Here is a 14,944-nt window from a genome sequence, read left to right as displayed (position 1 = left end):
CGTCCGGCGCCGCCTGATCAAGCACGCTAGGCAATCAAGGGCACCTTCGGGTGCCCTTGCCGTTTGCGCGGCGTGGGCCCCGTGTCGGCGGAAAGGCGCGCGCAGCAGGCGCGTCCGGGGCCTTTCAGGTTTGTGAAATGCGCATGATCCATTACACTTTTCCCGTGAATTGATGCCTGTTCTCACCTATATGGCGTGAGCCGGCTCCAGCCCGCAAGTCGACTACAAGAACGGAATTCCAGCTTATGACCCAGCGTTCGCGCCAAGTGAAGCATGCCCGCCGTTTAAAAGCCCTTCAATGGGCGATTGCGCTGGCGATTGGCTCAAGCGTATGCAGTTCCGCCTTGGCCATGCGCGTGGGACATTCGCGGGTGGTTTCCGTGCCGGGCGCGCCGCTGCAGGCGGTGGTGGGGCTGCAGGAACTGACGCCTGACGAGATCGCTTCGCTCAAAGTGACGGTGGCGGACGAAGCCGCCTGGCAGCGCGCGGGCCTGAAGCCGCCGGTGCCTTTGGCCAGCATGGTGGTCCGGGTCGAAGACGGCATGGACGCGTCGCGCAAGAATCTGCGGGTACGGGCCTCGCAGCCGCCGACAAGCGGCGCGGTGGATCTGTTGCTGGACATTAGTTCCAGCTCGGGGCAGCGCCAGGTGCAGGTCAGCATCCTGGTGCCGTTGCGCGGCACCAGCGCGGACGTGACGCCGGCAGCGGTCGGCACGCCCGGCCGCTCGGCCGGTTCGCGTTCGGTGAACGTGAAGTCCGGCGACAACCTTTTCGCCATCGCCCAACGCAATGCCGTACCCAACGCATCGGTGTATCAGATGCTGGTGGCCTTGTGGCGCGCCAATCCCGAGGCGTTCATCCAGAACAATATGAATCTGGTTAAAGCGGGGCAGCGCCTGACAATCCCTGACGCAGCCACCGTGCGTGCGGTGGACCCGGCGGAAGCGCGCCGCATCTTCAATGAACATGCAGAGGCATTCGCCAAGTACCGCGCGCGCCTCGGGGCGGCGGCGGGCGCGAACCCGTCCGTGGTCCAGGGGCAGGGCGGAGCGTCGGGCACTGTCGCACCGCCCGTTGACGCTGGCGTGGCAAGCGCCTCGCAGCCGCAGGATCGCGTGCGGCTCTCATCGGGGCAGGCGCAGGACGGCGCGTCCGCGCAAGCGGAGGCGGCAGCGGATGCCCGAACGTCCACCGAGCGCGCGATGGCGGACGTCCAGGGACGCGTGAGCCAGCTGCAAAGCAATGTCGACGATTTGAACAAGGCGGTGGCCCAGCGAGGCGCTTCGGGCGCCGCGGGGTCTTCCGGCACGGCTGGCGCCCCGGATTCGGCCAGTACCACGGGCACGCAAGGCGCGGCGGGCGCTTCGGGTGGCACGGGCCCGGCAGGAACTGCGGGCGCGGCGGGTGCCGCCGGCGCGGCGGGGGCTGCTGGTACGGCCGGTGCCGCGGGCGCGGCGGGCGCTCCGGGTACGGCAAGCGCCACGGGCGCGGCAGGCGCCACGGGTACGACAGGCGCCACGGGTACGACAGGCGCCACGGGTACGACAGGTGCTACGGGTACGACAGGCGCCACGGGTGCGGCAGGTGCCCCGGGTGCGGCAGGCACCACGGGCGCGGCAGGTGCCACGGGAGCAGCAGGCGCCCCGGGCGTGGCAGGAACTGCGGGTGCAGGAGGTGCCCCGGGCACGGCAGGACCTACGGGCGCGCCAGGCACGACGGGCGCAACTGGAGCGACTGGATCAACGGGTGCAGCAGCTGGGGGGGCTTCGCCCTCGGCCGCGTCGCCTGCCGAAGGCGCTTCAGCCGCGTCCTCGCCGGGCCAGGCTGCCGGTGCGTCCGCCGAAAAGGATCCCGCCTCGGACATGCCCGCCTGGCTGGCCGATAATCTACTCGTTATCGTTACCGCCGTGCTGGCGCTGATTGCGTTTGCCATCGCATGGCTGCTGCGCAGAGCTGGCGCCCGACGCGGAGACGATGATGAGGAAACCTATGAATTCAACGAGCCAGCGCTGGATACGGCGGCGCTGAACCGCAAGCTCGGTAGCATCAATCTCGACCTGGACGAACCGCCCACGGACGAACCGCGCCGTGTCGGCGGGCCACGGGTTTGATACATGTCTAGAGTTGCATTGGGGCTGGCGTATGACGGCTCCGCCTGGCAGGGTTGGCAGACACAGCCGCATCGGCAGACGGTGCAGGATACGCTGGAGGCCGCCCTGGCGAGTTTTTGCGGGGTAGAGGGGCCGGTGGCGACGATTTGCGCCGGCCGTACGGATACTGGCGTGCATGGCGCGATGCAGGTCGTCCACCTGGACACCTCGCTGGATAGACGGATGGAGTCCTGGGTCCGTGGCGTGAACGCCTTCCTTCCCTCCAGTATTTCGGTTCAGTGGGCGCAGCCGGTATCGGACGAATTCCATGCACGATTCTCGGCGCGTGCCCGGACCTACGTCTATTTGCTGTGGCGCGGCCGGGTACGGCCCGCGTTGTGGGCGGGCCGCGCAGGCTGGTGTTTTCAGCCGCTGGACGTCGAAGCCATGCGTGCCGCCGCGAATGTCCTGTTGGGCGAGCATGATTTTTCCAGCTTCCGCTCGTCGCAATGCCAGGCCAAGCATCCGGTGCGGCATCTATACCGGCTGGACATCGATGAGCGCGGGCCCTTCCTTGTCTTCACGCTGAAGGCGAACGCGTTCCTGCATCACATGGTGCGCAACATCATGGGCGCGCTATTGCAGATCGGGCAAGGACGCGAATCGGTGGACTGGATGGGACAGTTGCTATCCTGGCGAGACCGTAAGCGCGGCGCGCCGACATTCGCGCCGGATGGGTTGTACCTGTCCGCCATCGATTATCCGGAAGTGTTCGGACTGGCTGAACTCGATGGGGGATCGCAGTTGTTGTCGCCGTTTACTCAAACCTATTAGGGATGCCGCCGGCAACGGCGCGCCGGTCCTCATCCGATGGAGGCCTTTGCCATGCAACGCCGCGCGTTTTTGAAGCATACCGCCCTCGGCGGCGCCGCCCTGGTCGCCCCGGCGCTCGCGCAGGAAGCCCCGGTAGCCGAAGAAAACGCCAATCCGAATTCGCCGGAATCTCCGGTCGGTACGCCTGAGACGCCGCCTATCGCGCCGCAGGCCCCGGCAGCGGCCGCGCCGCAAGCGCCGGAGGTGGTGAGTGCGCCACCCAAGATCGCGTGGCGCCTGGCGTCCAGCTTCCCCAATGAGTCACCGACTTTGTTCGCCGGCGCCGAGGACGTGGCGCGTTATGTGAGCGAAGTCACGGATGGGCGCTTCAGCATCGAGATCTTTCCGGCCGGCGATCTGGTGCAGCCCGGCCAGGTGCTGGAGGCCGTGCAGCACCGCGTGGTTGAATGCGGCCATACGGCGTCGACGCGTTACTTCGATATCGACCCCGCGCTGTGCTTTGACGCCGGCGTGCCGTTTGGCTTGAACACGCGGCAGATGAATGCATGGATGACGCAAGGCGAAGGTTTGGCGCTCACGCGTGTGCTGTTCGACAAGTACAACATCCTCAATTTTCCTTGCGGCTATACCGGCGCGCAGATGGGCGGCTGGTTTCGCGGAGAGATCAAGACCGTGGACGATCTGCGCGGGCTCAAGGTGAAGGCCGGCGGTTTCGCTCGCCATGTATTGGGGCGAATGGGCGCTACACCGGTCGAGGTGCCGGTGGCCGAAACCTATGCCGCGTTGGAGCAGGGCGTGGTGGACGCCGTGGCGTGGATAGGTCCGTATGAAGATGAAAACCTGGCGCTCTACAAAGTGGCCCGGAACTATTACTTTCCGGGCTGGTGGGCGGGCACGCTGCAATTGTCTTTGTATGTGAACCAGGATGCCTACGACGAACTGCCCAAGCAATATCAGTCCGCGCTGGCGCTGGCGTGCCGCATGGCATGCGCCAATATGATCGCCAAGTACGATGCCGGGAATCCGGACGCGCTACGCCGCCTCGTATCTCGGGGCGCACAGTTGAAGGCGTTTCCCAAGCCGGTCCTGCAGGCCAGCTACGAGGCATCTCTGGCCGCCTACACGGAAATGAGCGCCAAGGATCCCATGTTCAAGAAATTGTACGAAAGCATGTCGGCGTTTCGCGACAAGGAAACCCCATGGTTCCGCCTGGCCGAGGGCAGCTTCGACAATCTCGTGGCCACTTTGGGCCAGCCCACCGCGTAGTTGCGTTCTGGTTGGCGGATATACTGATTCCACCGGCCGCAGAGGGCGGCCAGGCAAATGAAGAGTGTCATGCGCACACGCATCAAGATCTGTGGGTTGACCCGTGAACAGGACATCGACGCCGCCGTTGCGGCTGGCGTCGATGCGATCGGCTTTGTGTTTTACGCCAAGAGCAAGCGTTGCCTGACGCCCATGCGCGCTGCCCAGTTGCGGCGTATGGTGCCTGCGTTTGTCGATGTGGTGGCCTTGTTCGTGAACCCGGAAGAGGCCGAGGTGCGGGCTGTGCTGGACCAGGTCAAGCCGGAGCTGCTGCAGTTCCATGGCGATGAAACGCCGCAGGACTGCGCCCGCTATGGCCACCGCTTTTTGCGCGCCTTCCGTGCTGGCGCGCCCGGCCTGGAAACCGCGGAAGCCCTGGCCTCCACATGCCGCGCCTATGGCGAGGCCGCTGGCTGGCTGTTCGACAGTTATAGCGCCGGCTACGGTGGCAGCGGCCACGGTTTCGACTACTCCCTGCTCGACGAAGTGAGGGCCGATCCGGTCTCGCGGCCCCTGATCCTGTCGGGCGGATTGACCGCCGAAAACGTCGGTCAGGCAGTGCAGTCGGTCCGGCCTTGGGCGGTCGATGTGAGTAGCGGCGTCGAGCTTGAGCAAGGAATTAAAAGTTCTGATAGAATCTCGTTCTTCGTTGCTGCAGCGCAAGCGGCAGACGCGAAGTTGAAGGGAAATTAAGTAGTAGTGTGGTCGCGAGTGTGTTGCGGTTGAAGCAGATCGGCAAAGCTTAAAAGCGGTAAAGCTTAGAGGCAGCGTCAAGAACTCTTCCAGCGCGGTACGCGAAGAAGTTTTCAGTATTGAAGCTTGTGGTATTGAAGCTTGTGGTATTGAAGCTTGTGGTATTGAAGCTTGTGGGATGAAAGCCCGTGGGTTAAGGCTTGCAAAAAGCAAAGTGCATCAGCACGGCGCTCAGGCAAAGCTAAGACTCCCAGGTACCTGAATCCCAGCACCGAAAACTTCGAAGCGAAATAAAAAATGCAAAAAATCTTCTAAGACGATTTGCATAGTTTAAAAAAGCACTATATAATTCTTCTTCTTTGCAGGCGGTTAGCTCAGCTGGTTAGAGCGCCACGTTGACATCGTGGAGGTCGTTGGTTCGATTCCAATACCGCCTACCAAATTCCTGCAAAGTAGTGCCAAGCACTACCTGAAAAGCCGCGTAAGTCTTAGACTTTCGCGGCTTTTTGCTTTTCGTTTGCGCGCTGCTGCGACGTGGCGTCCAAACCTTTAAGCGACCACTCCGCGCGTATCGAAGGCCTGGAAGGCTGGACCGTGGTCTGGCTGCGCCTGGATAATTTATCCGCAGTTATAAACGCATTAGTTTTAGGGGCTTGGGGCGGAATGTTTTGGTGGCGCATAACGGCGTGGGTGTGTGGGGCTTGGCGCAATGGGGGAGCAGCCGCGTGTATCGCGCTTGCATACCTGTTGGCCGCGTACCAGATATTGAGAACCGTTGATGCTTACGAGCATGTTTGCGGATTCTTGGCCGAGTACGAACATTACGAGCTGGATGAGCTCTTCCTATTGGCGGCAATGGCTTTTCCTTTTTTTTGTGTCGCGCTATGGGTGCAGTCACGTCGTTTGCGCCGCGAAGTCCTGCGGCGCCAAGTACTGGACGGATACTTAAGTCAGCTACCTGGCCGAGAAAGATAATGGACGCGCGCATCACGCGTGCGGCACGGAATCCATGTAAGCGAGGGAATTGCGGGTCGGTAAATCACCAGAATTAAGTTGAAATAAGCCGCGTGAAATGGAAATATGGCGGCTGGTTTCGATCAGGGGACGGTGTGAGCGACGTAATGCCGCGGCAAGATCGACGTGGATGGCAGACGCGGTCTATCGTGCGTTGGGTGACGCTCGGGATAGTGGTGGGCTGGTTCGCATTGGTGGCCGGTGTTGCGCGATGGATGTCTCAAGGGATAGAGGTGTCGCGGCTTGACGGCCTGGCCGCCAGCGCCGAATACGAAGCCAAGATTACCGCGCGCGTCATGGATCGGCTGTTTATCGAAATGGTCAGCGTGGCGAACATGGTGGCGCGGCAGGGCCAGGTGATCCAGCTCGCCATTCGATACCGCATGGATCCGCCTGGCGCGGCCGAATTGACCCGGGAGCAACGCGCGGCCCTTTTTACACGCGATCCCTTGGTGCGCAGAGTGGGCGACTTCATGAATGAACTCGCGAACGATCTGCGATACGCCCGCATTTACATGAACAATATGTCCGACGACACGGTGACGGCCAGCAACTGGGCGGAACCCGATAGTATCGTGGGCATGATTTACTCGGGCCGCGCCTATCTTGCCGACGCATTGAGCAGAGGCACCGGAAGTTATTTTGGTATTGCCCGGCTTAACAAGAGCCCCTCATATTTCGTCGCCAGCCGTATCGAAGATTCAAACGACGTGCCGCAGGGCTCGGTAACAGTTAAATTCGATGCGCCGGATGTGGCGTTGTATCTGGCTGGACGCCACGTCGCGCTGGTCGTGAATCGCCAGGGAAGAGTTACCACGACGTCGTCCGCCCCCTTCATGTTGCGTAATGTGGCGGCGCTATTGCCCCCAGGCACGGTGTTGCCCTCCGATGGCGATGAAGATCCGGGCGAACCCATGGAAGTGCGTGCCATTTCCGGTTCTCGCCATGCAGATCAATGGCTTATCGATGGCAGACCGTACCTGGTGCGGAGCCAGCCGTTGTCCAATACCCAATACCAGTTGATTACGCTGGCGTCGCTGGATTTCCTGGCGCCGATGCGCAGGCAACATTTCATGGCGGCGGGACTGGTGGCCATGGTCGGCCTGGTCCTGCTCCTGCTTTCCGGCCACGTCGTCGGACAAATGGTGAGCCGCCGCCGGGACGAACGCCATGCCGCCAACCACGACGCGTTGACCGGCCTGCCTAACCGGCGAGCGGTGATGGCCGAACTGGAGCGATATTTCTCATTGGCGAAGCGATCGCAACGCTCGGTTCTGGTGGCGTTTATCGATCTGGACGGTTTCAAGGCCATTAACGACACCTATGGCCACGACATCGGCGACAAATTCTTGATCGAAGTCGGGCGGCGCCTGTCGGATGGCTTGCGCGCAGATGACACCTTGGGGCGATGGGGCGGCGATGAGTTCGTTGTGATCGGGCTGGGAGCGGCGCCGCCATCCGATGAGCCGAAGGATGCGGTTGATGCTTTGCGCGCGCGGCTCGCGCCGTTGCTGAGCGGGACGTACACCTTGGATGACTGCAGTTTTTATTATCCCGGAGCGAGCTTCGGGATCGTGAGTGCGGATCCGGCCGTGAGCGCGCTGCACACTGTGCTCAAGGAAGCAGATCAGCTGATGTACGCGGACAAGCAGGCGCGGCGCGACATGCAGATGGCGTAGCGAGTGCCGAACGCCGGGCGCCAGGTGTGAAGCACGGCGGCGTTGAAATCCACCTCCCCAGGCAATATACTGTATAAATATACAGTATATTGCGAGCGAAGCACATTCGGCCCCGGTTCTGGCCGAGAGGGGACGGAGGATGACCGACGTGGAATGGACACAACGGGACAACTATTACTGGCAGGGCCCATCGGGCTGGACGATTTCCCGCGTCTTCGTGGACGGAATGTGGCAGTACGAGCTGTGGTTCAGCCGCGGCAGCGGCGGCACCATTTACGGCATGCGCGCCTCTTTGGAGGGCGCGCAGGAGCTGTACCAGCAAAAGTTGCGCTAGCACTGCCCCCGTTTCACGGCCGGCCGGAAAGGGTCTGGATCAGCCACCCGCCAACGCCAGCGGCGCGACGCGTCCCGGGGGGATATCGCGTGGGGCGGAAGGCGGGCCCGGCTGTCTTTCATCCTGCAGGCGAAACACGCTTACCGCCTGGAGCAACTGCGCCGCTTGCGTCTGCAGCGCCGCCGATGCGCCGGAGGCCTGCGCGACGCGGGCCGCATTCTGCCGCGTCAGCTCTTCCATCTTGGTCACGGCCTGGTTGACTTCGTCGATGTCCGTAGTCTGGGCGCGTCCCGCATTGCCGATCTGGCTGACGATGCCGGCGACGCGCTCGATGCTGGTCACCACTTCACGTATCACGCTGGCCGCGTGGTCGGCTTGGCGAGAGCCGCTATCGGTCTTTTCCAGCGAGCCTTCGATCAGCCCGCGAATCTCGCGCGCAGCGCTTGCGCTACGCTGGGCCAACGCGCGTACCTCGGTGGCCACCACCGCGAACCCACGCCCGCTTTCCCCGGCACGGGCCGCTTCTACCGCTGCGTTCAAGGCCAGGATGTTGGTCTGGAACGCGATGCTGTCGATCAAACCGGTGATTTCGGAAATCTTTCGGGCTTCCTGCTGGATCTCGCCCATTACGGCTGCCACGCCAGCGACCGCCGAGCTGCCCGTATCGGCGACGCGCCGCGCGTCGTCGGTCAATTCCTGGGCGTGCAGCGCATTGGTGGCGTTGTCGTGCACGTTTGCCGCCAGGTCTCGCATCGATGCCACGGTACGCTCCAGGGAGCCGGCCTGCGTCCGTGTCCGTTCTTCCAGTTGCTGGTTGTCTTGCATGATGTCGCGCGATGCGGCCGACAGGGCGGTTGCCGTACTACGGACTCCGCTCATGGTCCGGTGCACGGCGTCCATCGTGGCCTTGAAGCTGCGCCCCAGGCTGCTATCCATGCTGAGGCCTCCGAAGCGCAGGTCGAACACGCCGGCCTCGCGGCCGATGTGCGCACTGAGGCGGGCCAGTTCCTCGGCCGCGACCGCCGCCCGTTCCATCTTCCATGCCAGCCAACCCAGGGCGACGGCCTGCACCACGACATAAGCCGCATGCAGCAGCACCATGGGCAGGCTGGGTTCCGTGAAGCAGATCGTCCCGTAGCCCCACTGTTGGAGGAAATTGAAGGACAGGTGATGCAGCGCGATGACTACGGCCGCGCACAGGATCGTCCGCCAATCCCGATAAGCCAGAAGCAGGGAGAGCAGCACGAAGATGCCGAAATGTATTTCGGCCATGCCGGACATCAGATGGATGTGGAGGGCGGCCAGCACCATCAGGCCACAGGCCACGGCAAGGCGCGTGCTGAGCCGGCCGGGCCGCCAGAGTATCAACAGCGACGGGATGCCCGCGCCGGCCAGGCCGACGCCGATGGCGGCGCTCCATCGCCCGTATTGCGGCGCCATGCATAGTCCGACGACAAACAGCAGCCAGAGCAGGGGCAGCATGGCCCGGTCGGTCCGGCGGTAAGAGTCTTCCAGTAAATCGCTTGCGTTGCGCATGGCCTGTCCTTGCGACGGAAGCGCGGGGCTCCGCGCACGCTCGATTTTTATTCAATAATTCCAATTTGTGAATATATATTCCAAATTATTCTTCTATATTTCTCGCTTCCTCGGTTGGTCGGGTCCCGATCGCCCATTGGCTCTTGGCCATCGTGGAACGTTGTCCCGCCAGAAAGGGAATTGCGCGGCCCGTTTGAAGCGAGCCGATTTCCTGGGATATCCTGCTGCCCATCATGATGAGAGTACTTTGGCTCTGCCTGGGTTGCCTGATGCTGGCGTTGGGTGTGATCGGCGCGTTTCTGCCCGTCATGCCGACGACCATATTCCTGATCCTGGCGGTGGCCTGCTTTTCGCGCTCCTCGCCGCGGCTGGAGAAGTGGCTGCTGGACAGCCCGACCTACGGCCCCGCGCTGCGCGCGTGGCGCGACCAGAGGGCCGTGTCGCGCAAGGGCAAAACTTATGCTTGCCTGGGCATGGCGGCGGGATATGTATTGTTCTGGTGGGGCGCGCATCCGTCGTGGATGCTGGCCGCCGCCGTTGCCGTTTTTTTCCTGGCAAGCGCCGCCTACGTCGTGACGCGGCCGGCGCCGCAGGAACCAGATTCAGGCGGCGGGCAGGTCCGGCAATAGGCGGGCGCTAGTGCGAATGCCGGGGATCGCCCCGCGTTTCCACGACCTTCAAGTACAACGTGGCGGGTTCCAGGCAGCCGCCGGTTGAAAGCTGGCCGACCAGTTGCCGGTACAGCTCTTGCCAGGGCGTTTGGGATTCCGGCGCCTGGTAGGGTGGCTCCAGCTTGCGGCGTTCCATTTCGGTTTCGTCCACCAGGGCTATCACCGTGCGCTGATTCAAGTCGATGCGGATGCGGTCGCCCGTGCGCAAGAGCGCCAGGCCGCCGCCCACCGCGGCTTCCGGAGACATGTTCAGGATGGAAGGACTGGCCGAGGTGCCGCTTTGGCGGCCGTCGCCCAGACAGGGCAGCGAGTCGATGCCCCGTTTGAGCAGATGCGAAGGCGGAGCCATGTTGACCACTTCCGCGCTGCCTGGGTAGCCCACGGTGCCGGCACCGCGGATCACGAGTATGCAATGTTCGTCGATATTCAGGGCGGGGTCCTCGATGCGTGCGTGGTAGTCCTCGGGGCCATCGAAGACGATGGCGCGCGCTTCGAAGGCGTTCTCCGAGCCCGGTTCCGACAGGTACGCGCGGCGGAAGGCCTCGCCCACGACCGACATCTTGATGATCGCGCTATCGAAGAAGTTGCCCGACAGCACGATGAATCCCGCGCGGTGCTTGAGCGGCGCGTCGCAACTGCGGATAACGTCCCGGTTATTCGTTTTGGCCGTGGCGGCGATCTCGCCGATGGTTTTGCCCGAGACGGTAGCGCACGCGGTATGCAGCCGGCCGGCGGTCGCCAGCTCGTGCAGCACCGCGGGGACGCCGCCCGCGCGGTGGAAGCCTTCGCCCAGATGTTCGCCCGCCGGCACGCAATTGACCAGCAACGGGACGTCTTCGCCCAGCCGTTGCCAGTCGTCCAGGCTCAAGTCGATGCCGGCGTGGCGAGCCATGGCGATGAGGTGCGGCGGGCAATTGGTGGAAGCTCCCAGCGCCGAGGCCACGACGATGGCATTCTCGAAAGCCTGCCGCGTGAGGATGTGCGACGGGCGCAGGTCCTCGCGCACCATGTCGCAGATGCGCAAGCCGGTGGCGTAGGCCATCTGGCCGCGTTCCCGGTAAGGGGCGGGAATACTGGCGCAGGTGGGCAATGACATGCCCAGCGCCTCGGCCAGCGAGTTCATCGACAGCGCCGTGCCCATGGTGTTGCAGTGACCGATGGACGGCGACGAGGCGGTGGCCAGGGTCATGAAACCTTCATAGTCCAGCTTGCCCGCGGCCATCAGGTTGCGCGCATGCCAGATGACCGTGCCGGAGCCGACGCGCTGGCCGTCATGCCAGCCGTCCAGCATGGGCCCGCCGGACAGCACGATCGCGGGAATGTCGACCGTGGCGGCGGCCATGAGGCAGGCCGGCGTGGTCTTGTCGCAACCCGTCGTCAGTACAACGCCGTCCAGCGGATAGCCGTGCAGGATCTCCACTAGCCCGAGATAGGCCAGGTTGCGATCCAGCGCGGCAGTGGGGCGCCGGCCTTGTTCGGCCAGCGGGTGCACGGGAAACTCCATGGGGATGCCGCCCGCGTCGCGGATGCCTGCCTTGACGCGCTCGGCCAGCGCCAGATGGTGCCGGTTGCAAGGCGCCAGGTCGCTGCCCGTCTGGGCGATGCCGATGATCGGCCGTCCCGACTGCAATTCCTGGCGCGTCAGGCCGTAGTTGAGATAGCGCTCTACATAAATGGCCGTCATGTCGGCATGAGCCGGGTCATCGAACCATTTCTGGCTGCGCAGCTTGCGGGGAGTCTGTGACATGGGATTCTCGTTTACAGCGGTTGCGTGGCGGCCCGGCGCGTGTCCGGGCCGCTAGGGCTAGTTGCGCGCCTTCTGGATCTCGTCGTTGAGCTGCTTGACCAGGTCGGGCCCGAGTTCTTGCGTGTACTTGTCGACCACGGGCTGTACCTTCTGACGCATGCGAGCCACTTCTTCGGGCGAGACGGTGTTGATCTTCATGCCGGCTTTTTCAAGCGTGGTCATGGCCTTCTGCGAGTCGGCGCGGCTGTCCTGGCGTTCAAAGTCGCGTGACGAGGCGGCCGCCTGGCGGATCAGCTTCTGTTCGTCCGCAGACAGGGTGTCCCACCATTTCTTGGACGCCATCACCACCCAGGGCGTGTACACGTGCCGGGTGATGGTCAGGTAAGGCTGCACTTCATAGAACTTGCTGCTCTGGATGGTGGTGATGGGGTTCTCCTGGCCGTCCACCGTGCGCGTCTCCAGGGCGGTGAACAGCTCGGAGAACGGCATCGGCACGGCATTCGCTCCCAGCGTGTTGAAGACGCCCAGCGCGATCTGGTTCTGCATGACGCGCAGCTTGATGCCTTGCAGGTCTTCCGCGCGCGCAATGGGACGCTTGGAGTTGGTCATGTTGCGAAAGCCGTTTTCCCAATAGACCAGGCCGACGAGGCCTTTGGCTTCCAGCTTCTTCAGCATGTCCTGGCCAAGCGGGCCATCCAGCACCGCGTCGGCTTCCTTTTCGCTGTTGAACAGGAAAGGCAGGTCGAATACGCCGAACTCCTTGACCATGCCGGCCAGCGGCGCGGTGGATCCCACCATCATTTCCTGCACGCCGCCGACCAGCGCGCCTTGCATCTGTTCGTCCGAGCCCAGGTTGGCCGAGCCGAAGGTCTTCATCTTGAGCTTGCCGCCACTGACTTTCTCGAGCTCCTGCGCCAGGTAGCGCGCGGCGCGTCCCTGGACGCTTTCCTCGTTCAGGCCATAGCCGAAACGGATCAGGCGCGGTTTGACGTCGGCGGCGGACGCGACGCCAGCAACGGCGCAGGACAGCGCCGTTGCCAGGATGAGTATGCGGGTCTTGAAACGGGTGATCATGGTGCTCCTCCTTGGGGTTTTTTTAATGCATCCAGCGTGCGGGTACGGTGATCAGCTCGGGGAAGATCACCAGCAGGACCAGCAGCAGCGTGTAGGCGACGACATAGCGCCACACGCCTCTGCAGATGGTTTCCATATTGATGCGGGCAACGCCGCAGACTACATTGAGCACGGTGCCCACAGGCGGTGTCAGCAGGCCCACGCAGCCGACCATGACGAACATCACGCCGAAGTAGACGGGGTCGATGCCCGCCTTGGTGACGACCGGCATCAGCACCGGCGCCAGGATCAGGATGGTGGGAGTCAGGTCCATCACCGTGCCCACCAGCGTCAGCAGCACCAGCAACGCGAACATCAGCAGCTTGGGTTGGTCCAGGACGGGTTCCAGCAGCGCAATCAGGTCCTGCGGCATGTCGGCCAGCGTGATCATGTAGGACGAAACCATGGCGGCCGCCACCAGGAACATGACGATGGCCGTGGTGCTGGCGGCGTTGATGAAGAGCGGCGCCAGGTCGCGCACGCTGATTTCGCGGTAGACGAACAAGCTGACCAAGAGGGCGTAGACGGCGGCGACCACGGCCGCCTCGGTCGGCGTGAAGATGCCGCCGCGCAAGCCGCCGATGATGATCACGGGCAGCATCAGCGCCCAGAGTGACTCGCGCAGCGCCTTCCAGCGCTTGCTCCAGGGTTCACGCGGCGAGGGCTTGATGCTGCCGTGCTTGCGCGCCACCCACGTCCATACCGCGACCAATGTCAGCCCCATCATCAGTCCGGGCGCGATGCCGGCGAAGAACAGCTTGGTGATCGACACGTTGGTGGCGACACCGAAAATAATGAACGAAATCGATGGCGGGATAATGGGCGCGATGATGCCGCCCGCGGCGATCAGCCCGGAGGCCTGGCCTGCGTCATAGCCTTTCTCGCGTAGCATGGGGATGAGCAGGGAGCCCAGCGCGGCGGCGTCGGCGACGGCGGAGCCGGATAGCGCGGCCAGCAGCACGCTGGCGAAGATGGCCACATAGCCCAGGCCGCCCTGGATGTGTCCCACGAACGTGCTGGCCAGCGCGACGATTCGGCGTGAAATGCCGCCGGCGTTCATCAGCTCGCCTGCCAGCATGAACAGGGGCACCGCCATGAGGGTAAAGCTGTTGGCGCCAGACAGCATGTTCTGCGCCAGGATCTGGGTATCGAAAAAGTCGAGCTGGAACATCATGGCGATCGCGCTGAGCAACAACGCGAAGGCGATAGGCATGCCCAGGGCGATCAGCCCCAGCAGCACAAGCAGGAAGACGGTCAGGATCATTGAGGACGTCCAGGCGGGGGAGGGGGATTGGAGGCGGCGCCGTCAGACCAGCGGGTCTTCAGGACTGGATTCCGCCGGCAAGGGCCCGCCCGCAAGGACGCGCACCAGGTCGACCAGGGTCAGAATGGCCATGGCGGCAGCGGCATAGAGCGCCGCGGCGTTGAATACCGCCAGCGACATGCCGGTGACGGGCAGCACGGTATCCAGGCCGATGATGGTCTGCGTCCAGCTGCCTTCGGCCATCAGCCACAAGACCCACAGGGTCAGCAGCTGGCAAAACACATGCGAGACGCGGCGGGCGGCGGGGCCGAAGCGTTCGACCAGCATGGAGACGCCGATATGCTGATGTGAGCGCAGCGCGATCACCGAGCCCAGGAAGATCATCCAGACGAAGGCCAGCCGCGAGATTTCGTCGGAGACATTGATACCGGAATTGAACAGGTAGCGCAGGGCGACGTTGCCGAACAGCAGCACCACCATGACGGCCAGACAGGCCACCATCAACCAGGTCTGCAACGCGAAGCACCAATCGGCGGCGCGGGCCAGCGACGACCCGCCGGGCCGCCCGGGTGGGGAAGCATGCATGTTTGTCTCCTATCCGTTTTCCGGAATTTTTAGGTTTATGCTTTGAGAAATGTTAGCGCTAACATTTTGCGTTTGGCAA

Annotated in this window: 12 protein-coding genes and 1 tRNA gene; 8 read left to right on the top strand and 5 right to left on the bottom strand. The window is 63.3% G+C overall.

The annotated features are described in order from the left end of the window. The first annotated feature begins 245 nt into the window (after window positions 1-245). The 7 genes from VCS63_RS28090 (at window position 246) to VCS63_RS28060 (ending at window position 7,949) form a co-directional block, all read left to right on the top strand. The gene (locus tag VCS63_RS28090; protein ID WP_416379215.1) at window positions 246-2,111 is read left to right on the top strand and encodes a FimV family protein; all 1,866 of its coding nucleotides are present in this window, start codon (window positions 246-248) and stop codon (window positions 2,109-2,111) included. A 3-nt stretch (window positions 2,112-2,114) separates the two neighbouring features. Next, a complete protein-coding gene (gene truA / locus VCS63_RS28085; RefSeq protein WP_042792894.1) occupies window positions 2,115-2,924 on the top strand; it encodes a tRNA pseudouridine(38-40) synthase TruA in 810 nt (269 codons plus the stop codon). A gap of 51 nt (window positions 2,925-2,975) precedes the next feature. Further along, the gene (locus VCS63_RS28080; RefSeq protein ID WP_323881668.1) at window positions 2,976-4,190 is read left to right on the top strand and encodes a twin-arginine translocation signal domain-containing protein; all 1,215 of its coding nucleotides are present in this window, start codon (window positions 2,976-2,978) and stop codon (window positions 4,188-4,190) included. A gap of 57 nt (window positions 4,191-4,247) precedes the next feature. After that, a complete protein-coding gene (locus tag VCS63_RS28075) occupies window positions 4,248-4,922 on the top strand; it encodes a phosphoribosylanthranilate isomerase (protein WP_076812432.1) in 675 nt (224 codons plus the stop codon). Between the two features lie 363 nt (window positions 4,923-5,285). Further along, window positions 5,286-5,362 (top strand) — tRNA-Val (locus tag VCS63_RS28070). Window positions 5,363-6,043: 681 nt separating this feature from the next. Further along, entirely contained in the window at window positions 6,044-7,615 is a 1,572-nt protein-coding gene (locus VCS63_RS28065; RefSeq protein WP_082900673.1) for a GGDEF domain-containing protein, read from the top strand. Between the two features lie 139 nt (window positions 7,616-7,754). Continuing rightward, window positions 7,755-7,949: a hypothetical protein gene (locus VCS63_RS28060; RefSeq protein WP_042792942.1), complete on the top strand. Its 195-nt coding sequence runs from the start codon at window positions 7,755-7,757 to the stop codon at window positions 7,947-7,949. A gap of 39 nt (window positions 7,950-7,988) precedes the next feature. On the opposite strand, the gene VCS63_RS28055 is transcribed toward VCS63_RS28060, so the two are convergent. After that, window positions 7,989-9,485 carry a methyl-accepting chemotaxis protein gene (locus VCS63_RS28055; RefSeq protein ID WP_164794994.1) on the bottom strand — a complete coding sequence of 499 codons (1,497 nt, stop codon included), beginning with the start codon at window positions 9,483-9,485 and terminating at the stop codon, window positions 7,989-7,991. 233 nt (window positions 9,486-9,718) lie between these two features. On the opposite strand from VCS63_RS28055, the gene VCS63_RS28050 reads away from it, so the two are divergent. Beyond that, complete coding sequence (locus VCS63_RS28050; protein WP_082884576.1) at window positions 9,719-10,114, top strand: YbaN family protein; 396 nt, start codon at window positions 9,719-9,721, stop codon at window positions 10,112-10,114. A gap of 7 nt (window positions 10,115-10,121) precedes the next feature. Here the strand turns inward: VCS63_RS28050 and VCS63_RS28045 are convergent, their stop codons facing one another. From VCS63_RS28045 to VCS63_RS28030, 4 genes are read right to left on the bottom strand one after another with little or no spacing between them, the layout of a single operon-like run. Further along, window positions 10,122-11,903 carry an IlvD/Edd family dehydratase gene (locus VCS63_RS28045; RefSeq protein WP_063640488.1) on the bottom strand — a complete coding sequence of 594 codons (1,782 nt, stop codon included), beginning with the start codon at window positions 11,901-11,903 and terminating at the stop codon, window positions 10,122-10,124. Window positions 11,904-11,960: 57 nt separating this feature from the next. After that, complete coding sequence (locus VCS63_RS28040; protein WP_042792944.1) at window positions 11,961-12,977, bottom strand: TRAP transporter substrate-binding protein; 1,017 nt, start codon at window positions 12,975-12,977, stop codon at window positions 11,961-11,963. Window positions 12,978-12,999: 22 nt separating this feature from the next. Further along, window positions 13,000-14,280 carry a TRAP transporter large permease gene (locus VCS63_RS28035; RefSeq protein WP_042792945.1) on the bottom strand — a complete coding sequence of 427 codons (1,281 nt, stop codon included), beginning with the start codon at window positions 14,278-14,280 and terminating at the stop codon, window positions 13,000-13,002. A 42-nt stretch (window positions 14,281-14,322) separates the two neighbouring features. Next, entirely contained in the window at window positions 14,323-14,865 is a 543-nt protein-coding gene (locus VCS63_RS28030) for a TRAP transporter small permease (protein WP_063640487.1), read from the bottom strand. Window positions 14,866-14,944 lie beyond the last annotated feature (79 nt).

It is taken from the genome of Achromobacter sp. D10, from assembly GCF_035282245.1.
Lineage (GTDB): Bacteria > Pseudomonadota > Gammaproteobacteria > Burkholderiales > Burkholderiaceae_B > Achromobacter > Achromobacter insolitus.
Note: the sequence above shows the minus strand (reverse complement) of the source record. Positions and strands in the feature narration are given on the sequence as shown.